Below are 21034 nucleotides of genomic sequence, written 5' to 3' on the forward strand. Positions count from 1 at the left end.
ATAATGACTAGGATAAGCACAGCTTATGTATGACGCCCTGGGTAACCTGTCCCTGGAACTGTTCCGTGCCTTTGAAGCCGCAGCACGCCACCAAAGCTTTACCGCGGCGGCGATCGAGCTGGGCACCACGCAACCGGCCATCAGCCAACAGATCAAGCGCCTGGAAGAGCAACTGGGTACGCGGTTGTTCGACCGCATCTATCGCGGGATCGAACTGACCGAGGCCGGGACCATCCTGTTCGAGCAGGTCCAGGCCGGCTTGCAGAGCATCGATGCCGGGTTGAGTGCAATCACCGCCCAGCATCAGCATGAGGTGCTGCAAGTCGCCACGGACTTCGCATTCGCCGCCTATTGGCTGATGCCGCGCCTGCATCGCTTTCACGCCGCCAACCCCCAGGTGGATGTGAGCCTGGTGACCAGCGAGCGCAACCACAACATGTTGCGCACCGATATCGACGTTGCCGTGCTGTTCGGCGACGGTCGCTTCAAACAAGGTGAAAGTCGTTGGCTATTCAGCGAAGAAGTCTTTCCGGTGTGCAGCCCGCTGCTGCTCAAGGATCGTCCCCTGCCCTTGCCCCCCCAGGCCCTGGCGGAGTTTCCGTTGCTGCACCTGCGCGCGGGCAACAGCAACAGCTGGTTCGACTGGAGTGGGGTATTCCGCGAGCTGGGCATCACGTCACCACCGGCGCCCGGGCAACTGCGCTTCGACAACTACACACTACTCATCCAGGCGGCGATTGGCGGTCAAGGCGTCGCCATCGGCTGGCGGCACCTTGTGGATAACTTATTGGCCCAGGGGCTGCTGTGTCGTCCGATCGCTGAAACGGTGCTGTCGCGGCTGGGGTATTACGTGGTCTTGCCTCAGCGTAAACGGCGCGGTGTGTTGATCAGACAATTCGTCGATTGGCTGATGGAAGAACAGGCCAACAGTGCTGAATCGCTCACGGGGTTGCCGTTGCCTTCGATTGCGGTTTGAGGCCGTGGCGAGCGCCATGTTTTTGGGGCTGCTTCGCAGCCCAGCGGGAGCAAGCTCCCTCGCCACGGATGGGGATGTCGACAGCTAGTGGGCGGCCACAAAGCTGACATGCTCGCCCACATGCAGGTTCAGGCGCAGCTCATCGGCGATGCCGACCGCCACCCGGTTGAGCCGCTCCAGGGATTCGGCCATGCCGGGTTCGAGGCTGGTACTGACCTGGCTGAAATGCTCGATGCCCAAGCCTGGCGCGGCATAGGGGGCATTGATCAAGGTCCACTGCAAGGTGCTGTTCTTCAGGGCGTCGAGCACTTCTTCGGCGGCGTGGCGCTGCAAATCGTCGTCCGTCGGCTCCTCGTCGAGCATCGCAAAGTCGCCCACCAGGAACAGCCGGGGAATATTCACCGCCTGCATGCCAGCGATCAGTGCATCCACGGCCAATACTTGCTCCACCGGGCCGGGAATCAAGGTGCGCTCCACTTGTTCGCTGTTCATCGGCAACCCCGGCGCGTTCAGCAGACACACCACGGCGCTGGCACCGGCAACACTTTGCTTGACCCGCTCGGGATCGAAAAGATCACCGGTCTTGGTCCGCAGGCCCGGGCGTGGAGCCAGGGCAGTAAGATCGTCGAGAATGGCGATGACTTCGTGCTGGCGCCGCAGCATTTCAGCCATCAACGCACTGCCGAGGCTGCTCATGGCACCATAGAGCACCACTTTGATGACCGGGGTTTCGGCGTTTTTCATGGCTGTTTTCCTCTTTAATCCCGCCTGTAAAGGCTCTGACCCGCGGCAAACGGCGAGGGTTCGGCCTCTTTTCAAGGAGTGACAGATGCAGCGGATCAAGGGCTACCACGCCCACGTGTATTTCGACGCCAACACCCTCGACCAGGCGCGGGCCCTGTGCGAGGAAGCGGCGCAACTGTTTCCGCTGAAAATGGGCCGCGTCCATCAACGCCCGGTCGGCCCGCATCCGGACTGGAGCTGTCAGCTGGCATTCGACCCGCAGTACATTGGCGTGGTCTTGCCGTGGCTGGCGCTCAATCGCAAAGGGCTGGTGATTTTCATGCACCCGGAGACCGGCGACGACCTGATCGACCACACCGAGCATGCGATCTGGATGGGGGCGGTGCGGCCGTTGGATCTTTCGGTGTTTAAAGTAAGTCCCTGACTTGCCTCTGTGGCGAGGGAGCTTGCTCCCGCTGGGCAGCGAAGCGGCCCCAAGATTTTGCGGTCGCTGCGCAACCGAGCGGGAGCAAGCTCCCTCGCCACCAAAGCTGGATCAACCAATCTCACTGGCGAAAGCTTGCTGAAAGCTAGCGCGATTAGGATCACCGCACTTCCGGCAAAAGACCGGTCGGCCAAAAGCGAGTCTTCAAGGCTCGTTCGGCCCTTTTAACAACAACAATGGTGATTCTGATGTCCGCTGCTATCCGTCCCGCTGCACCCACTCCATCCGCCCCCCTCGTGCTCTGCATCTCGCGCTGACCCGTCCGGTTCGCCTTTCATAGCCGCGCCACGCCTGGAGTATTTCCCATGCTGACTTTCCTTGGCTTCGCCATGGTCATCACGTTCATGTTCCTGATCATGACCAAGCGCCTCTCCGCGCTGATCGCCTTGATCATCATCCCGATCCTGTTCGCCCTGTTCGGTGGTTTTGCACCGAAAATCGGTCCGATGATGCTCGAAGGCATCACCAAGCTCGCCCCGACCGGGGTGATGCTGATGTTCGCAATTCTGTATTTTGCCCTGATGATCGACTCCGGCCTGTTCGACCCGGCCGTGCGCAAGATCCTCAAGCTGGTCAAGGGCGACCCGTTGAAAGTTTCGGTCGGTACCGCCGTTCTGGCGCTCGTCGTTTCCCTTGATGGTGACGGCGCGACCACTTACATGATCTGCGTGGCGGCGATGCTGCCGCTCTACAGCCGTATCGGCATGAGCCCACGCATCATGGCTGGCCTGATCATCCTCGCCGGCGGCGTGATGAACATGACCCCGTGGGGCGGTCCTACTGCCCGGGCGGCCAGTGCGTTGCATGTCGATCCGTCCGACATTTTCGTGCCGATGATTCCGGCGATGCTGGCCGGTGTGGTGGCGATCCTGGCGATTTCCTACATGTACGGTAAACGCGAACGCGCTCGCCTGGGTGAATTGCACCTGGTGGGTGATGAAATCGACCACAGCGAAATCAGCGTTTCCCAGTTCCCGGACGCCCGTCGTCCGAAGCTGATCTGGTTCAACGGCGCGTTGACCCTGGGCCTGATGTGCACCCTGATCGCCGGCCTGTTGCCGCTGCCGGTGCTGTTCATGGTGGCCTTCAGTATCGCGATGATCGTCAACTACCCGTGCTTGCAACAGCAGAAGGATCGCGTTGCGGCCCACGCCGGCAGCGTCTTGGCGGTGGTCGGGCTGATTTTCGCGGCCGGTATCTTCACCGGCATCCTGTCCGGCACCGGCATGGTCGACGCCATGTCCAAGAGCCTGCTGGCGGTCATCCCGGAATTCCTGGGTCCTTACCTTGCGGTCATCACTGCACTGGTAAGCATGCCGTTCACTTTCTTCATGTCTAACGATGCATTTTATTACGGGGTGTTACCGGTTCTCGCCGAAGCCGCCAGCCACTACGGCATCACCGCTGTCGAAATGGCCCGTGCCTCGATCGTCGGCCAGCCCGTCCACCTGTTAAGCCCGCTGGTTCCGTCGACTTACCTGCTGGTGGCGCTGGCCGGGATCGAGTTCGGCGATCACCAACGCTTCACCCTGAAGTGGGCAGTATTGGTTTGCCTGTGCATAATGTTCGCCGCGTTGCTGATGGGGATTTTTCCGCTGTTCAGCACTCTATAAAAGCAATGCCTGCTGCGTCGCTCGTCGGCGCGGCTTAACACTCGCTCAAAGGAACTCACATGGAATGGCTGACCAACCCGGAAATCTGGGTTGCCTTCTTCACCTTGACCGCCCTGGAAATTGTCCTGGGCATCGACAACATCATCATGATTTCGATCCTGGTCAGCCGCATGCCCAAGCACATGCAGGCGCGCACCCGGATTTTCGGCCTGGCGCTGGCCATGGTCACGCGGATCCTGTTGCTGCTGTCCATCACCTGGGTCATGCGCCTGACCGCCGATCTGTTCGAAGTGTTCGGCCAGGGCATCTCCGGACGTGACCTGATCCTGTTCTTCGGCGGCCTGTTCCTGCTGTGGAAAAGCTCCCAGGAGATGTACCACGCGCTGGAAGGCGAAGATGAAACCAACGAGGCGCCTTCGGGCAAGGGCGGCAATTTCATCTACACCATCATCCAGATCGCGATCATCGACATCGTGTTCTCCCTGGACTCGGTCATCACCGCCGTCGGCATGGTTTCCCATGTGCCGGTGATGGTGGCGGCGATCATCGTCGCCGTGCTGGTGATGATGCTGGCCTCGGCGACCATCAGTGAGTTCATCGACAAGCACCCGTCGCTGAAGATGCTGGCGCTGTCGTTCCTGCTGGTGGTCGGTACCGTGCTGATCGCCGAGTCGTTCGACGTGCATGTGCCAAAAGGCTACGTCTACTTCGCCATGGCGTTCTCCCTGGCGGTGGAAGCCATCAACATCAAGATGCGCACTGCGATTGCACGCAAGCGCAAGCAGCAGGACCCGGTGAAACTGCGCAAGGATATGCCGGGTCAGTAATGGCGTGGGGCATTTGAATGAAGGGGCTCTTTGGAGCCCCTTTTTCATGCCGGTATGAAAGTGGCCCGCTCCCACAGGTCCACGCTCGCCTGATCGATATAGGAGGCTTCAAGATCGTCGGCGTATTTCTATGACAGTTTTGTTTCAAACGATTCTTTAGCTGTGCAATGCTGGCGCCCGAACCGTTCGCCAACTACAGCTTAAGTACAAGAAAGAAGAATGTGGCATCGTCAATTTGTCCCTTTGGGACGCTAACAGGGGGCTCCTCATGCTGACCCTGCTGAATTTGCTCTCCGCCGTCGCCCTGCTGATCTGGGGCACGCATATCGTGCGTACCGGCATCTTGCGGGTCTATGGCTCGAACCTGCGCCATGTCATCGGCCAGAACATGTCCCGACGCTGGCTGGCCTTTGTCGCGGGCATCATGGTCACGGCCATGGTCCAGAGCAGCAACGCCACGGCCATGCTCGTCACCTCGTTCGTCGGCCAGGGCCTGATGGCGCTGACCCCGGCCCTGGCGACCATGCTCGGCGCCGATGTCGGCACCGCGCTGATGGCACGGGTGCTGACCCTCGACCTGTCGTGGCTGTCACCGCTGCTGATTTTCCTCGGGGTGATTTTTTTCCTGTCGCGCAAACAGACCCGCGTCGGGCAAATGGGTCGGGTCGGCATCGGCCTGGGCCTGATCATCCTGGCCCTGCAATTGATCGTCGAAGCCGCGACGCCCATCACCCATGCCCAGGGCGTGAAAGTGATCTTCGCCTCGCTGACGGGCGACATCCTGCTCGATGCGTTGGTCGGCGCGATGTTCGCGATGATCTCCTACTCCAGCCTGGCGGCCGTGCTGCTGACCGCCACACTGGCCGGGGCCGCGGTGATCAGCCTGCCGGTGGCCATCGGCCTGGTGATTGGCGCCAACATTGGTAGCGGCGTACTGGCCTTTCTCAGTACCAGCATGCAGAACGCCGCCGGGCGCCAGGTGGCGTTGGGCAGCCTGTTGTACAAGCTGATCGGCCTGTTGCTGATCATTCCGGTACTCGATCCGCTGGTGGGCTGGCTGGACAGCCTGGATTTCAGCCCCCAGGAAACCGTCATTGGTTTCCATCTGCTCTATAACACCGTGCGTTGCCTGGTGCTGCTGCCCAGCGTCGGCCCCATGGCGCGGCTCTGTGCCTGGCTGCTGCCAGAACGTCCGGACACCAACGGCACGGCCAAGCCGCGACATCTGGACCCTACCGCCCTCGCCACTCCGAGCCTGGCGCTGGCGAACGCGGCCCGGGAAACCTTGCGTATCGGCGACCTGATCGAAAACATGCTCGAAGCCATGCTGGACGTGCTGCGCGGCCAGCAGACCGCGGTGACCCAGGACGTGCGGCGCATAAGCGATGACGTCGAGGCGCTGTGCAGTGCAATCAAGTTGTACATGGCGCAAATGCCCCGTGAAGACCTCAGCGAACAGGACAGCCGCCGCTGGGCGGAGATCATCGAACTGGCGATCAACCTGAAACTGGCCAGCGACCTGATCGAGCGCATGTTGCGCAAGGTCCAGCAACAGAAGACCTCGCAACGTCGCTCCTTTTCCGAGGTGGGCCTTGAGGAGTTGGCGGGGCTGCACAGCCACTTGATCGCCAACTTGCGGCTGGGGCTGTCGGTATTTCTCAGTGCCGACCGGGAAAGCGCCCGCCAGTTGCTGCGTGAGAAACGTCGCTTTCGGGCGCAGGAACGGCGCATGGCCCATGCCCACGTCAGCCGTCTGCAGCGCAAGGTCGTGCAAAGCCTGGAGACCAGCTCCCTTCACTTGGAGCTGATTGCCGACATGAGGCGCCTCAATTCGCTGTTTTGCGGCAGTGCCTATGTGGTCCTGGAGACCGCCGAGATCGGCGCACTGGCGGCGGATGAAATTAGCGACATTACCCATTCGCCGTGAACGACTGGCGCATTGGTCAGTCAGTAACATTGGCTCGGGCCTGAAACCGTTCACCGGCCCGCCTGCTCCCGTTGTCATGAATACCGCATAGATTCGATAGGGGGAGCGAGCCGACTCCGGGCGACGATCCGCCGATGACGGCCTGCCCGGCACCATGGACCTCCACTCAGCCGCCAGGAAGCCCTTATGCGTTGTCTGTTGTTCGCCTTTCTTTTACTCGGCTCACTGCCCGTGGTCGCCCTGGACCGGTTCCAGGTCGAAGGCTATACGTTGCCCAACGGCATGCAGCTGATGCTCAAGCCGGGCAGCGAGCGCGGGCATGTGGCGATCCGCTTGGTGGTCGGCGTGGGCCTGGACGACTTCAGTTGCGCCGACAAGGAACTGCCGCATCTGCTCGAACACCTGCTGTTCAGCGGCGTCGATGAGGGCGGTGAAGGCGGCCTGGAAGAGCGCATGCAGGCCTTGGGTGGCGAGTGGAATGCCTTCACGAGCAACGCCGACACCACGTTCGTGATCGAGGCGCCAGCACGCAATCAACGCAAGATCCTGGACCTGCTGCTGGCGCTGTTGACCCGCACCCGCATCGATGAAAAAGCCCTGGAGGCGGCCAAGCGGGTGGTGGAACGCGAGGACGGCGGCCACTACACCCACCTGCAACGCTGGCTCGATCACCAGGACCTGGGCCACAAGGCCAGCAACCAGTTGGCGGTTGAGCTGGGCCTGCGCTGCGCGGAACGGGCCGAGGTCGGGCGCCATACCCTCGCCCGACTCGAACAAGTGCGCAAGGCCTGGTATGCACCGAACAACATGACCCTGATCGTGGTCGGCGACCTCGACCGACTGTTGCCGGCCTACCTGGAGCGCGCCTTTGGCGAACTCGAGCCGGTGGAGCCCAGCCCACACGAGGCGCTGCCGCAGATCCGCTACAAGGCGGTCACCAAGCGCAACCTGATCCATGGCCTGGTCGGCAATAGCGCCAAGCTTCATTGGCTGTTCCCGGAGCCGGTGCTGGATGAGCAGCATGACGAAACCTTCGACCTGCTCAAGGATTACCTGGACTGGGCGCTCTATCGCCAATTGCGCCTGGCCCGTGGCTTGTCCTACGGGCCGTGGACCGAACGCGAGGTGTTCGGCGGCGTCGGCTTCTTCAGCCTGAACGCGGACCTGTCCCGCGAAGACTTGCCCGAAGCCGAACAGGCGCTGGAAGAACTGCGCAAGAGATTGCTCAAGGATGGCCTGGACCCCGCCGATTTCGTGCGCATCAAACGTGCGGCCATTGCCCATCAGTCCTGGGCGGTTCAAGGCAACAGCGCACTGGCCGATTACTACTGGGGCGCCCTGGGCGATTATGAAGACGGCCGTTTCGCCAACCCGGCCCTGCGCCTGCAGGAGGTGAGCCTGGAACAGGCCAACGTGGCCCTGCGCGAACTGCTCAAGGACCCGGGTTACCTGCGCATCGAAAAGCCGTTGCTCAGTGACGATGAGCTCGTCTGGGGGCTGGGCGGTCTGCTGGGGGTGCTGTTGCTTGGGTTGGTGGTGTGGCAAGTGCGTCGGCGGGCCCGACCAGAATCTGGTTGATCCGCCCTGGGGGAGCTTGCTCGCGATGACTCCAGCCCAGGGCAACTCAAATCCCGTGGCGAGGGAGCTTGCTCCCGCTCGGCTGCGCAGCAGGCGCAAACCGGGCGATGCGGTTTACCTGGATAAATGCTGGGGCCTGCTTCGCAGGCCAGCGGGAGCAAGCTCCCTCGCCACAAAAGAGCATCACGGCACGCGTCGCGATCCTCGCCATGTCACCGCCCTGACGATACTCTGTCAGGGATATTTCCTACGACTTACTGCGAAACTACCGAATGCAAAACCTGACGGTCTATATCCAGCGCCTCCTTGAATTGATGAAGCGCTATCCAGGGGTCATTGCGCTCGGTGGCTTCATTTCCGGGGTCGGCAGCTTCATGCTGGTGGATCGCCAGCAGGGCCTGGCGACCTGGATCGCCATCATGATGCTGGTGAGCTGGCTCTGGCTGATGGTCGAGAACAGTATGACCCGGCTGTTCGCGCGGATTTTCAAACGGGAAATCCCCCAGCCGCTGTTGCGCTACGCCACGCAGATGATTCACCAGGAAAGCCTGTTTTTCGTCCTGCCGTTTTTCTTCATCACCACCACCTGGAACAGCAGCCAGCTGATTTTCACCGGCCTGCTGACGATCGCGGCGCTGATCTCGATCACCGACCCGCTGTACTACAAATGGCTGGCGCCTCGGCGCTGGGCGTTCCTGGCCTTGCACACGCTGACGCTGTTCGCCGCCCTGCTCACCGCGCTGCCGGTAATCCTGCACCTGACCACCGACCAAAGCTTCAAGCTGGCGCTGGGCATTGCGATGCTGCTGTCGTTTCCCAGCCTGGCCTCGATCTTCCCGATCCGCACCGTGCGCAACGCCCTGGCGATCCTGTGCATCACCCTGGGGATTGGCGCCGCCGGCTGGGTGCTGCGCTCCTGGGTGCCACCGGCCACGCTGTGGATGACCGAAGTGGCGATCAGCACCCAACTGGAAGATCGCACGCCGGGCGCCAGCCTCAAGGAAGTCAGCGCGGCCCAGATTCGCGGCAACGGCCTGTACGCCTACACCGCCATCAACGCACCGCGAGGGCTTGATGAGCGGATTTATCATGTCTGGCAGTTCAACGGTAAAGAAGTCGACCGCATCGCCCTGGACATCCACGGCGGGCGCAAGGAAGGCTATCGCGCCTGGACCCACAAGCAGAACTTCCCGCAAGACCCGACGGGCAAATGGCAGGTGCGGGTGCTGACGGAAAATGGTCAGATGATCGGCGTGTTGCGTTTCAACGTGAGCGCTGACGCACCCGAGGCAAAATAACGGCGGCCATGCTATTAGGTAGCGCTGTTCAAGTCGAACGAGCATGGAGCTTATGACCCCCGGATCCCACACTGGCACAGCCCGGCTGGACACGTCTCGCTCTCCGGCCCGACTCTGGGTCGGCGGCGACTGGACGCTGGCCCACTACGCGCAGCTCAAGCGCTTGAGCGAATCCTTGCGCGGCCAATACGACGAGAACACCCTGATCGACCTCAACGGCCTCGGCGCCCTCGACACCGCCGGGGCTTCGTTGCTGGTGGAACTGCTGGGCTCCGAACGGCTGGGCAAGACCACCGAGCACCCCGATTGCAGCTTGCCGGCCGCCGAGCGGGCGCTGTTGCAGACGGTCTATTGCTCGCTGACGGACTTCTGTGTGCCGGTGAAAGAGCCGCAGGTCAGCGTGCTGACACAACTGCTGACGCGTATCGGCCGCGCTGTGGAAAAAGTCTGGCAAGACACCCTGCAACTGCTGGGTTTTGTCGGCCTGATTCTGGAAACCCTGGCCCGCAACCTGTTTCGCCCCAGGCGCTGGCGCATGACACCGATGGTCGTTCACATCGAACAGACCGGCCTGGACGCAGCCCCCATCGTCGCCCTGCTGACGTTCCTGGTGGGCGCAGTGGTGGCCTTTCTCGGCGCAACGGTGCTGGCCGATTTCGGCGCCAGCATCTTTACCGTGGACCTGGTGGCCTTCTCGTTCCTGCGTGAATTCGGCGTGTTGCTGACGGCGATCCTCATGGCGGGCCGCACCGCCAGCGCGTTCACCGCGCAGATTGGCTCGATGAAGGCCAACGAAGAAATCGACGCGATCCGCACCCTGGGCCTCGATCCGGTCGAGTTGCTGGTGATTCCACGGGTACTGGCGCTGTTGGTGGCGCTGCCGATGCTGACCTTCCTGGCCATGCTCTCGGGCATTATCGGTGGCGGCGTGGTTTGCGCTTTGTCGCTGGGTATTTCACCGGCCATGTTCCTCACGCTGTTGCAGTCGGACATTGGCGTGCAGCATTTCCTGGTGGGGATGGTCAAGGCGCCGATCTTTGCCTTCCTGATCGCTGCCGTGGGTTGCCTGGAAGGTTTCAAGGTCAGTGGCAGTGCCGAATCGGTCGGGGCTCACACCACGTCCAGCGTGGTGCAGTCGATTTTCGTGGTGATAGTGCTCGATGCCGTGGCCGCGCTGTTTTTCATGGAGATGAACTGGTGAGCCAACCCTTGCGACCGCCCACCGAGGCGGTGATTCAAGTGCGCGGCCTGTGCAATCGCTTTGGCCGCCAGAGCGTGCATGAAAACCTCGACCTGGACGTGTACAAGGGCGAGATCCTTGCCGTGGTCGGCGGCTCCGGCAGCGGCAAATCGGTGCTGCTGCGCAGCATCGTCGGCCTGAACCGGCCCAGCGAAGGTTCCGTGCGGGTGTTCGGCGAGGACTTGCCGAGCCTGCCCCCGGAACAACGTTCAAGGGTGGAACGGCGCTTTGGCGTGTTGTTCCAGAAAGGCGCGCTGTTCTCATCATTGACCGTGACAGAAAACGTCGCCCTGCCGCTGATCGAACACGCCGGGCTCAGCCGGGCCGACGCCGAGCACTTGGCAGCGGTGAAGCTGGCCTTGGCCGGCCTGCCGTTATCGGCTGCCGACAAATACCCCGCCTCGCTGTCCGGCGGCATGATCAAGCGCGCCGCCCTGGCCCGTGCGCTGGCCCTGGACCCGGACATTCTGTTTCTCGACGAACCCACCGCCGGCCTCGATCCCATCGGTGCGGCGGCGTTCGACCAGTTGATCCTGACACTGCGCGATGCCCTGGGCCTGAGCGTGTTCCTGGTCACCCACGACCTGGACACCCTCTACACCATCACGGACCGGGTGGCGGTACTGGCGCAGAAAAAAGTACTGGTGGCCGATGTCATCGACAAGGTGTCGGAAACCGACGACGCCTGGATTCACGAATACTTCCATGGCCCTCGCGGCCGCGCGGCGTTATCGGCCGCTACACAATCGAACGAGGTTTGACATGGAAACCCGAGCCCATCATGTGCTGATCGGCCTGTTCACCGTCATTGTGGTGGCTGGCGCCCTGTTGTTTGGCCTGTGGCTGGCCAAGTCCAGCGTGGACAGCGAGTTCAAGGATTACGAAGTGGTGTTCAACGAGGCAGTCAGCGGATTGTCCCGGGGCAGCTCGGTGGAATACAGCGGGATCAAGGTCGGCGACGTCGTCAACCTGCGCCTGGACCCGAACGACCCGCGCCGGGTTCTGGCGCGGGTGCGCTTGAGTGGGGAAACGCCAATCAAGCAAGACACCCAGGCCAAGCTGGCACTGACCGGCATCACCGGCACCTCGATTATCCAGCTCAGTGGCGGTACGCCCCAGAGCCCGGCACTGACCGGGCACGATGGGGAACCGCCAGTGATCATCGCTGCGCCCTCGCCTATTGCCCGCCTGCTCAACAACAGCGATGACTTGATGACCAGCATCAACCTGCTGCTGCACAACGCCAATGAGGTGTTTTCCTCGGACAACGTCCAAAGCCTGGGCAAGACGCTCGAGCATCTGGAACAAACCACCGGGGTCATTGCCGAGCAGCGCGGCGATATTCGCCAGGCCATGCAGCAACTGGCGTCCATCGGCAAACAGGCCAGCGCCACGCTGGAACAGACCACGGCGTTGATGCGCAACGCCAATGGTTTGCTCAACGACCAGGGCAAACAGGCGTTCGGTAGTGCCGGCCAGGCCATGCAATCCCTGGCCCGCAGCACGGCAACTCTCGACAAACTGCTGAACGACAATCGCGATTCGTTGAATAACGGTATGCAGGGCCTCAATGCCCTGGCGCCAGCCGTGCGTGAACTGCGCGAAACCCTGAGCGCCCTGCGGGGAATCTCCCGGCGCCTGGATGCCAACCCCAGCGGCTATTTGCTGGGCAACGACAAGGACAAGGAGTTCACGCCATGAAGCCGTGCAACCGGTTTATCCGCCCTATTCTCTTACTGGCAGGATTGCTCCTGGTGGGCGGTTGCTCGATTTTGCCCAAGGCCGAACCCTCGGATGTGTATCGCTTGCCCGTCACCCAGGCCCCCGCGTCTGCGGGCCCGGCGGTGAGCTGGTCGCTGCGCCTGGCCAGCCCCCAAGCCAGCGAGGTGCTCAACAGCCCGAAAATCGCGGTGATCCCCCAAGGCAATCTGTTCAGCAGCTACGCCGCCTCGCGCTGGAGCGACCCAGCCCCCGTGCTGTTGCGCAACCGCTTGCTCGATGGCTTCGCCCAGGATGGACGCGTCAGGTTGTTGAGCGTCGCCGACAGCAACCTGCAAGCGGATCTGGAACTGGGCGGGCAATTGCAGGCGTTCCAGACCGAATACCAGGGCACTGCGGCCAGCGTGGTGATTCGCCTGGACGCGCTACTGGTGCGCGGCTTCGACCAGCGCATCCTGGCCAGTCGCCGTTTTGAAGTGCGCCAGCCGTTGAGCGATGTGAAAGTACCGGCGGTGGTGGACGGCTTTGGCCGGGCCAGTGACCGGCTGACCGCCGAGGTGGTGAACTGGACGTTGGAGCAGGGCCAGCGCTTTGTAACGCCGGCGCCCTGAAACCTCAGCCAAAGAACCAGTAGCAGACGCCGATCGCCGACAGAACCCCCGCCAGCTCGGCCAACAGCGCGCAACCCACGGCGTGGCGCGCCCGCTGGATGCCGACGGCGCCGAAGTACACCGCCAGCACGTAGAACGTGGTCTCGGTGCTGCCCTGGATAGTCGCCGCCACCAGGGCCGGGAAGCTGTCCACGCCGGACGTCTTCATGGTCTCGATCAACATCGCCCGGGCGGCGCTGCCGGAGAACGGTTTGACCATGGCGGTCGGCAAGGCATCGACAAAACGCGTGTCCCAGCCGGCCCACTCTACCAGGTGCCGAATGCCGTCGAGGCCGAAATCCAGCGCCCCCGAAGCCCGTAGCACGCCGACGGCGCAGAGCATCGCCACCAGGTACGGCAGCAGGTTCTTGGCAACGTCGAAGCCCTCCTTGGCGCCTTCGATGAAGGCCTCGTACACCTTGACCTTGCGCAGCGCGCCCACCACCAGGAACAGGATGATCAGGCCAAACAGGGTCAGGTTGCCCAGGATCGATGACAACCCCGCCAGCGCCGTGGCCGAGAGCGTCGCCAGCAACGCCATGAAGCCGCCCAGCGCCAGCGCTCCCGGAATCAGGTAAGCCAGCACCACCGGATCCCAGAGACGCAGGCGCTGCATGAACGCCACGGACAGCAGTCCCATCAGGGTCGAGCCGCTGGTGGCGATCAGGATCGGCAGGAACACCAGGGTCGGGTCCGGCGCGCCTTGCTGTGCGCGGTACATGAAGATCGTCACCGGCAGCAGCGTCAGCGACGAGGCGTTGAGCACCAGGAACAGGATCTGCGCATTGCTGGCGATGGTCGGGCTGGGGTTGAGATCTTGCAGGGCGCGCATGGCCTTGAGGCCGATGGGGGTGGCTGCGTTGTCCAGTCCCAGGCCGTTGGCGGCGAAGTTGAGGGTGATCAGGCCGATCGCCGGGTGGCCGGCAGGCACTTGCGGCATCAAGCGCAAGAACAGCGGCCCGAGGGCCTTGGCCAGCCAGTCGACGATGCCGGCCTTTTCGGCGATGCGCAGGAAGCCCAGCCACAGGGTCAAGGTGCCGAACAGCAGGACCATGACCTCCACCGACAGCTTGGCCATGGCGAAAATGCTTTCCACCATGGCCGCGAAGATCCCGGCATTGCCGCCGATCAACCACTGCGCCAGCGCCGACACGGCAGCCACGATAAAGAAGCCAAGCCACAGGCCATTGAGCATCAGTTAAATCCCCCGAAGATGCCGCGAATGATAGCGGGGCTGGCAGAAACGACAAACCCCGGATTGCTCCGGGGTTTAATAGTCACTGCGCAGCCCCCTGTGGGAGTGGCGCATCAATGGCTGGAAGGCTCCCCTGCTGGCAGCGGCTCCTTGCTGCGCCAGTGCGGCAGGGAGTTCCAGTAGCGCTGGCCCTTGGCATCGTCGTACATGCCTTCCCAGCGAGCGATGACCAGCACGGCCAGGGCGTTGCCGATGACGTTCAGCGCGGTACGGGCCATGTCCATGATGCGGTCCACACCGGCAATGAAGGCCAGGCCTTCCAGCGGAATGCCCACGCTGCCCAAGGTCGCCAGCAGCACCACGAACGACACGCCCGGCACACCGGCGATGCCTTTGGAGGTGACCATCAAGGTCAGCACCAGCAGCAATTGCTGGCTGATGGACAGGTCAATGCCGTACAGCTGGGCGATGAAAATCGCCGCGATGCTCTGGTACAGAGTCGAACCGTCGAGGTTGAACGAATAACCGGTGGGCACCACGAAGCTGCAGATGGCTTTCGGCGCGCCGTAGGCTTCCATCTTCTCGATCACGCGTGGCAGCACGGTTTCGGAACTGGCGGTGGAATAGGCCAGCACCAGCTCATCCTTGAAGATGCGCATCAGCTTGAGCACCGAGAAGCCGAACAGGCGGGCGATCACACCCAGCACCACGAAGGCAAAGAAGGCGATGGCGACGTAAACCAGGATCACCAGTTTCGCCAGCGGCAGCAGCGAGGCGAAACCGAAGTTGGCGACGGTCACCGCGATCAGGGCGAACACGCCGATGGGGGCGTATTGCATGATCATGTGGGTGACCTTGAACATGCTTTCCGACACGCCCTGGAACATTTTCACCAGCGGATCGCGCAGGTCCGATTGCAGGCTGGACAGGCCCAGGCCGAACAATACGGAGAAGAAAATGATCGGCAGCATCTCGCCACGCGCAACGGCGGCGAAGATGTTCGACGGGATCAGGTTGAGGATGGTCTGGATGAACGCATGTTCATGCTGGACTTCCGCGGCCGTGGCCTGGTACTTGGAGATATCCACCGTACCCAGGGTGCTCATGTCGATGCCGCTGCCCGGCTGGAAGAAGTTGGCCAGCAGCAGGCCGACGACGATGGCGATGGTGGTGACGACTTCGAAGTAAAGGATGGTCTTGAGACCGATGCGCCCGAGCTTCTTGGCATCACCAACCCCGGCAATGCCGACGATCAGCGAGGAAATCACGATCGGGATCACGATCATCTTGATCAGACGGATAAAGATATCGCCCGCCGGTTGCAGCACATTGCTGATCCACCAGGCCTTCTCGGCACTGAAATGGTTGAGCAGCGCGCCCAATGCAATCCCGAGCACCAGACCGATGAGGATCTGCCAGGCGAGGCTTAGTCGTGCCTTCTTCATATTGTTACCCTTACTTCAGTTGGACTCGGACAGTGGCGCGAATGGATCGTCGATGACGAAAAACACTCATGCCCCTGCCCCCGTATAAGGTCACCCCGAGCGCGTTAGCGGCTTACTGGCAGGCGAAAAAAGGCGCAACTATTGCGATGCAAGGGGGGCTCGTCTAATGCCATAAACGCCTACCCCATGCCGAATCGGCATGAGATTTTTCAAACGAAACCCGCCTTCCAAGCGGTTCGAATGCGACATTTATGCAGGCATAAGTGCCGTGAACCGGCCGTTTCAGCGTAGCTGGGCTTTCTCTCGCAAGTGTGGGGAACCGATGAAACGGCAGCGACTCAAGACGCGGCCCATGGGAGAAATTACCTCGGTATTCTCCGATATACGGTTGGGCAAAGGGGGATAAATCGGCGGAAGGAGACAAAATGCCGCATCGCCGAGGGACTTGCCGTGGCCAATCCACCCACCGCTCTGGCGCACGCATTTTGCGAACAAGAAGCTCTACGCAAGTTCGCCAAGCCGCGATGGCTTTGCGAACTTGCGTCGCAGCTTTTACCTGACCCGGCCCTTTCGCAAGCACCCCTTGTGCCCGTAGGTCACTCCGACTCTCATCAGTCAGAACGTCCCAGCCCCCTGGTCATGCACCGACCCTCCTCGGGCTGTGCAGCAGAGAAAAGCAGGGCTGCTTTTCCCATTTTCAGAATCAGTACCAGTTCGGATCTTTTTTCAGTTGTTCCATTAACAGTTTCTGCATACCTTCATCGGGCTTGCCGAGGAATCGGTAGTCGGCATGCCGCGTCGGGGACTTGTCGGCCGGCAGCCCCGCAGGGACTTCCACCAACATGGCATAGGCTTCGTCCTTGTCGAAACTGAAGGCGACGATCAGGCGCTTGCTGCGACACGTAGCCTGGGTTTCACACAGCGGCCCCACCAAATACTTGTCGCCATCTTCTTCGACAGCATTCATCTGGTCCGAATCGCCCGTCAGGTTCATCACCCATTCGGGTAGACGTTCTTCTTTTTTCACGACGTGCTGCCAGGTCTCGCGATATTGCGCGTCGGCCTCCAGCAACTGGTTGACGCGCATCTGCCCGTCATTGGCAGCCATTGCCATGGCACTGCCGCCCAGTAACAGGGCGGCGGCCAGTCCTTTGAATGAAACGCTCATGGTCAGCCTCGGCCACGACGGCCAAAGAAGAAGGAAGCGATGAACATCACCAGGAACACAACAAAGAGAATCTTGGCGATGCCCGTGGCGGTGCCTGCGATACCACCGAAGCCCAGTACGGCGGCGATGATGGCAATGATCAGGAAGGTAATTGCCCAGCTCAACATGGTGATTCTCCTTACGCTTTTCTATTTAGTGAAGGTCTTGCGGTGATGGTTCCGGCGCAATGGACGACCGGTTCATCGGGTTAAAACACCCAGCGCTCTTCACGCGGCATGGCGCTCAATGGCTGGGCCTGGTCGACATCCATCATGCGCATTGAAGCGGACGCTTCTTCAAGGCTGCTGACGGCACTGAAATGGGTCTGTGGGGCACGGTGAATCGACACCTGCGGCGCTTGGGGCTGTTGGCTCTGATACCAGAGCAACCATTGCTGGCCCGTTACGAGGGTGACCAGCAGCGCCAAGGCAGCCCATGCGCCCTGCTGGACGTGCAGGGAAGAGAGGCGCAATGGGGCGGCACTTTTGAAGTGGGCGGAGCCAAATTGAGTGACACTTTGACGATTCATCCTGGAATTCCTCCCCACCCGAGTGCGGTGATCTGGTTGAGGCGCGCTACGCCACGTTGATCAGAGCATTGCAGTCGCCGTGCCAGGATTTTTTGTTATATAAATACCTTTAAAATCAATAAGTTAATAAATAAATGCAACATGCCGGGAGCGCATCCTGCACGATGGCGCAGGCGTCGGTCGTGCGTATTGCACGAATCAGCAGGAAAAGACGTTAGATTGTTTTTGAATTGGCTGTCAGACACAGCTGTCGGAATGAGCGATGCGAACCGTCCGAACCGGGCGATTCGTAAAAAAAGGAACTCAAATCAGGCTTTTAGGAGTCTGACGTCCACAGGGCCATTCTCGGTGAGTAATATCCCCTCAGAATCGACCATGCAACTTGCCCGATTTTTCTGACACTAACCAACATCATTCATTAAAGGAGCGTAGGAAAAATGGAATCCGCCACTGAGCACCAAGGCCGCATTCTGCTGGTAGACGACGAGTCCGCCATCCTGCGTACATTCCGATACTGCCTGGAAGACGAAGGCTATAGCGTCGCCACCGCCAACAGCGCCGCCCAGGCCGACGCACTGCTGCAACGCCAAGTGTTCGACCTGTGTTTCCTCGACCTGCGCCTGGGGGAGGACAACGGCCTGGATGTCCTGGCACAAATGCGTATCCAGGCGCCCTGGATGCGCGTGGTCATCGTCACCGCTCACTCGGCAGTCGATACCGCGGTCGATGCGATCCAGGCCGGGGCGGCCGATTATCTGGTCAAGCCGTGCAGCCCCGATCAATTGCGCCTGGCGACCGCCAAGCAATTGGAAGTACGCCAGCTGTCGGCAAGGCTCGAAGCCCTTGAAGGGGAAGTGCGCAAACCCAAGGATGGCCTGGACTCCCACAGCCCAGCGATGAAAGTCGTCCTGGAAACCGCGCGCCAGGTCGCCAGCACCGACGCCAACATCCTGATCCTCGGCGAGTCCGGCACCGGTAAGGGCGAGCTGGCCCAGGCGATCCATGGCTGGAGCAAGCGGGCGAAGAAGTCCTGCGTCACCATCAATTGCCCGTCGCTGACCGCTGAGTTGATGGAAAGCGAATTGTTCGGCCATAGCCGTGGGGCTTTCACCGGGGCCAGCGAGAGTACGCTGGGCCGGGTCAACCAGGCCGACGGCGGCACGCTGTTTCTCGACGAGATCGGCGATTTTCCTCTGACATTGCAACCCAAGTTATTGCGTTTCATCCAGGACAAGGAATATGAGCGGGTAGGGGATCCAGTCACCCGTCGCGCCGACGTACGGATTCTCGCAGCGACCAACCTCAACCTCGAAGACATGGTGCGCGACGGACGTTTTCGCGAAGACCTGCTGTATCGCCTGAACGTCATCACCCTGCACCTGCCGCCATTGCGAGAGCGCGCCGAAGACATCCTGACCCTGGCCGACCGCTTCCTGGCTCGCTTCGTCAAGGAATACGCGCGCCCGGCCCGGGGTTTCAGCGATGAAGCGCGAGAAGCGCTGCTAGGCTATCGCTGGCCGGGCAACATCCGGGAACTGCGCAATGTGGTCGAGCGCGCCAGCATCATCTGCCCTCAGGAAAAAGTCGAAATCAGTCACTTGGGCATGGCCGAGCAACCGGTCAACAATGCGCCGCGCATCGGCGCCGCGCTGAGCCTCGACGAATTGGAAAAAGCCCACATCGGCGCGGTGCTGGCCACGGCCGACACCCTCGACCAGGCGGCCAAGACCTTGGGTATCGATGCCTCCACGCTGTACCGCAAACGCAAGCAGTACAACCTGTGAGCGACACCTTATGAAACTGGCGATGAAGCTGCGCACACGACTGTTTCTCAGTATCTCGGCCCTGATCACCGTGGCCCTGCTGGGATTGGTGCTTGGCCTGGTCAGTGTGATGCAGATGGCCAATACCCAGGAACAATCGGTACGCGACAACTTCATCCTGCTGGACCTGGGCCTCAAGCTGCGCCAGACGCTCGGCGATCAGTTGATGATCATGCTCGACGACAAGCCCGACCTGGCTATGCTGGAGGCCTCCAAGCAGCAATACCTGGCGCTGATCGACGAAGGCATCGCCCACGAACAAGGCCTGGACGAAGCGGCAGTCAGCTTCAGCAGGGCCAAGGCCGACTACATTGAGTTTTTTGAAGCCTTCACCGCGTCTCGCCAGCAGCCGAGCCAGCTCGCGAACATCAAGGACCTCACCGAAAAATTCAATGTGCTGCGCAATGGACTGATCGAGGGCTATCGCCGGGCCCTGACCAACATCAGTGAAACCCAGGACCGCGCCCGAGAGCGCGCGATGTGGATTTCCGGACTGCTGGGGTTGGTGGGGTTTGCGGTGCTGATCATCGGGTTTATCACGGCCCATGGCATTGCCCGGCGTTTCGGCGCGCCGATCGAGGTACTGGCCGCGGCGGCGGACGACATCGGCCAAGGCAATTTCGAGGTCACGCTACCCGTGTCCTCAGCCGCTGAGTTGAATCTCCTGACCCGTCGCTTCGGGGTCATGGCCGAGGCCTTGCGTGAGCATCAGGCCACCAACGTCGATGAGCTGCTCGCCGGTCAGCAACGTTTGCAAGCCGTGCTCGACAGCATCGACGACGGCTTGCTGATGATCGACCGCAAAGGTCAGCTGGAGCACCTCAACCCGGTGGCCCAGCGTCAATTGGGCTGGGATGAGGAACGCCTCGGCCAAGGACTGGGCGAGGCGCTGGGACGCCTTGAACTGGATGAAGAATTGCACCTGGTGCTGCGCGGTGGAAGCCTGGAGCGCGCGCCGGAAGACCTGAGCGTCGAAGTGGATGGCGAGTCGCGGGTGCTCACCTACAGCCTCACCCCGGTCAGCCATACCCAGGGCCACATTCTCGGCGCGGTCATGGTGCTGCATGACGTCACCGAGCAGCGCGCCTTCGAACGGGTGCGCAGCGAGTTCGTCTTGCGTGCCTCCCATGAGCTGCGCACGCCCGTGACGGGCATGCACATGGCCTTCGGCCTGTTACAGGAGCGCCTGCATTTTTCAGAAGAGTCGCGCGAAGCCGACCTGCTCAACACCGTCACAGAAGAAATGCAGCGACTGATGCAGCTCATCAATGACCTGCTGAACTTCTCTCGCTACCAGAACGGCCTGCAGAAGCTGACCCTGGCGCCTTGCTCCATCGACGATCTGCTGGAAGCGGCCCGGCTGCGATTTGCCGAGCAGGCCCAAACCAAGGGTATCGAGCTGCTCGTGGCGATCCAGGGCCCGCTCCCGCGCCTGCATGCCGACGCTGCGCAACTGGATCGCGTGCTCGATAACCTGATCGATAACGCCATGCGCCACACCGCCGAAAACGGCCAGATCCGCTTGCAGGCCCGACGTCATGGCGAGCGGGTGATCATCAGCGTCGAAGACAACGGTGAAGGCATTGCCTACGGCCAGCAGGGACGGATCTTCGAACCTTTCGTCCAGGTCGGACGCAAGAAGGGGGGGGCGGGCCTCGGCTTGGCGCTGTGCAAGGAGATCGTCCAGCTCCACGGCGGGCGCATGGGCGTTTATTCAAGGCCGGGGCAGGGCACACAGTTCTACATGGCGCTGGCAGTCTGAGCTCATGGCCTGAGGCG

19 protein-coding genes are annotated in these 21034 nt (G+C 61.5%); 13 read left to right on the plus strand and 6 right to left on the minus strand.

Annotation, left to right across the window (positions count from 1 at the left end):
* Positions 1–25 precede the first annotated feature (25 nt).
* Positions 26–976 carry a choline sulfate utilization transcriptional regulator gene (locus TK06_RS20705; protein WP_063323597.1) on the plus strand — a complete coding sequence of 317 codons (951 nt, stop codon included), beginning with the start codon at positions 26–28 and terminating at the stop codon, positions 974–976.
* An 84-nt stretch (positions 977–1060) separates the two neighbouring features.
* Here the strand turns inward: TK06_RS20705 and TK06_RS20710 are convergent, their stop codons facing one another.
* Positions 1061–1720, minus strand: coding sequence for an NAD(P)-dependent oxidoreductase (locus TK06_RS20710; RefSeq protein ID WP_063323598.1), 660 nt, complete (start codon positions 1718–1720; stop codon positions 1061–1063).
* Between the two features lie 85 nt (positions 1721–1805).
* Between TK06_RS20710 and TK06_RS20715 the strand changes: the two genes are divergently transcribed.
* The 10 genes from TK06_RS20715 to TK06_RS20760 all read left to right on the plus strand — a co-directional run bounded on the left by TK06_RS20715 (position 1806) and on the right by TK06_RS20760 (position 13017).
* Complete coding sequence (locus TK06_RS20715; RefSeq protein ID WP_063323599.1) at positions 1806–2144, plus strand: DOPA 4,5-dioxygenase family protein; 339 nt, start codon at positions 1806–1808, stop codon at positions 2142–2144.
* Positions 2145–2509: 365 nt separating this feature from the next.
* The gene (locus TK06_RS20720) at positions 2510–3817 is read left to right on the plus strand and encodes a CitMHS family transporter (RefSeq protein WP_014335839.1); all 1308 of its coding nucleotides are present in this window, start codon (positions 2510–2512) and stop codon (positions 3815–3817) included.
* Between the two features lie 59 nt (positions 3818–3876).
* Entirely contained in the window at positions 3877–4644 is a 768-nt protein-coding gene (locus TK06_RS20725) for a TerC family protein (RefSeq protein ID WP_063323600.1), read from the plus strand.
* 268 nt (positions 4645–4912) lie between these two features.
* Positions 4913–6571 (plus strand): Na/Pi cotransporter family protein, encoded by a 1659-nt coding sequence (locus TK06_RS20730; protein ID WP_063323601.1) that lies wholly within the window; start codon positions 4913–4915, stop codon positions 6569–6571.
* Between the two features lie 186 nt (positions 6572–6757).
* The gene (locus TK06_RS20735) at positions 6758–8149 is read left to right on the plus strand and encodes a M16 family metallopeptidase (RefSeq protein WP_063323602.1); all 1392 of its coding nucleotides are present in this window, start codon (positions 6758–6760) and stop codon (positions 8147–8149) included.
* 272 nt (positions 8150–8421) lie between these two features.
* Positions 8422–9447: a DUF5924 family protein gene (locus TK06_RS20740; RefSeq protein WP_063323603.1), complete on the plus strand. Its 1026-nt coding sequence runs from the start codon at positions 8422–8424 to the stop codon at positions 9445–9447.
* A 52-nt stretch (positions 9448–9499) separates the two neighbouring features.
* Positions 9500–10648, plus strand: a complete 1149-nt coding sequence (locus TK06_RS20745; protein ID WP_063323604.1) for an ABC transporter permease — start codon at positions 9500–9502, stop codon at positions 10646–10648.
* Positions 10645–11448, plus strand: coding sequence for an ABC transporter ATP-binding protein (locus TK06_RS20750; protein WP_063323605.1), 804 nt, complete (start codon positions 10645–10647; stop codon positions 11446–11448). Before TK06_RS20745 ends, TK06_RS20750 begins: the two co-directional genes overlap by 4 nt.
* A 1-nt stretch (position 11449) precedes the next feature.
* Positions 11450–12388, plus strand: coding sequence for an MlaD family protein (locus tag TK06_RS20755; RefSeq protein ID WP_063323606.1), 939 nt, complete (start codon positions 11450–11452; stop codon positions 12386–12388).
* The gene (locus TK06_RS20760) at positions 12385–13017 is read left to right on the plus strand and encodes an ABC-type transport auxiliary lipoprotein family protein (RefSeq protein WP_063323607.1); all 633 of its coding nucleotides are present in this window, start codon (positions 12385–12387) and stop codon (positions 13015–13017) included. The genes TK06_RS20755 and TK06_RS20760 overlap by 4 nt, the downstream gene beginning before the upstream one ends.
* Before the next feature lie 4 nt (positions 13018–13021).
* Here TK06_RS20760 and TK06_RS20765 read toward each other — a convergent pair whose 3' ends face one another.
* The 5 genes from TK06_RS20765 to TK06_RS20780 form a co-directional block, all read right to left on the minus strand.
* Positions 13022–14251 (minus strand): nucleoside recognition domain-containing protein, encoded by a 1230-nt coding sequence (locus tag TK06_RS20765; protein ID WP_063323608.1) that lies wholly within the window; start codon positions 14249–14251, stop codon positions 13022–13024.
* Between the two features lie 113 nt (positions 14252–14364).
* Complete coding sequence (gene gltP / locus TK06_RS20770) at positions 14365–15696, minus strand: glutamate/aspartate:proton symporter GltP (RefSeq protein ID WP_063323609.1); 1332 nt, start codon at positions 15694–15696, stop codon at positions 14365–14367.
* A gap of 703 nt (positions 15697–16399) precedes the next feature.
* A complete protein-coding gene (locus tag TK06_RS20775; RefSeq protein WP_063323610.1) occupies positions 16400–16864 on the minus strand; it encodes an inhibitor of vertebrate lysozyme family protein in 465 nt (154 codons plus the stop codon).
* A gap of 2 nt (positions 16865–16866) precedes the next feature.
* Complete coding sequence (locus TK06_RS31075; RefSeq protein WP_003177151.1) at positions 16867–17031, minus strand: DUF1328 domain-containing protein; 165 nt, start codon at positions 17029–17031, stop codon at positions 16867–16869.
* Between the two features lie 80 nt (positions 17032–17111).
* On the minus strand, positions 17112–17432 hold the full coding sequence (locus TK06_RS20780; RefSeq protein ID WP_063323611.1) for a hypothetical protein: 321 nt from the start codon (positions 17430–17432) through the stop codon (positions 17112–17114).
* A gap of 437 nt (positions 17433–17869) precedes the next feature.
* Between TK06_RS20780 and algB the strand changes: the two genes are divergently transcribed.
* Positions 17870–19216 carry a sigma-54-dependent response regulator transcription factor AlgB gene (algB, locus tag TK06_RS20785; protein ID WP_063323612.1) on the plus strand — a complete coding sequence of 449 codons (1347 nt, stop codon included), beginning with the start codon at positions 17870–17872 and terminating at the stop codon, positions 19214–19216.
* Positions 19217–19226: 10 nt separating this feature from the next.
* Positions 19227–21017 carry an ATP-binding protein gene (locus TK06_RS20790; protein WP_063323613.1) on the plus strand — a complete coding sequence of 597 codons (1791 nt, stop codon included), beginning with the start codon at positions 19227–19229 and terminating at the stop codon, positions 21015–21017.
* The last annotated feature ends 17 nt before the right edge of the window (positions 21018–21034 follow it).

The sequence above is a fragment of the Pseudomonas fluorescens genome (genome assembly GCF_001623525.1).
Lineage (GTDB): Bacteria > Pseudomonadota > Gammaproteobacteria > Pseudomonadales > Pseudomonadaceae > Aquipseudomonas > Aquipseudomonas fluorescens_Q.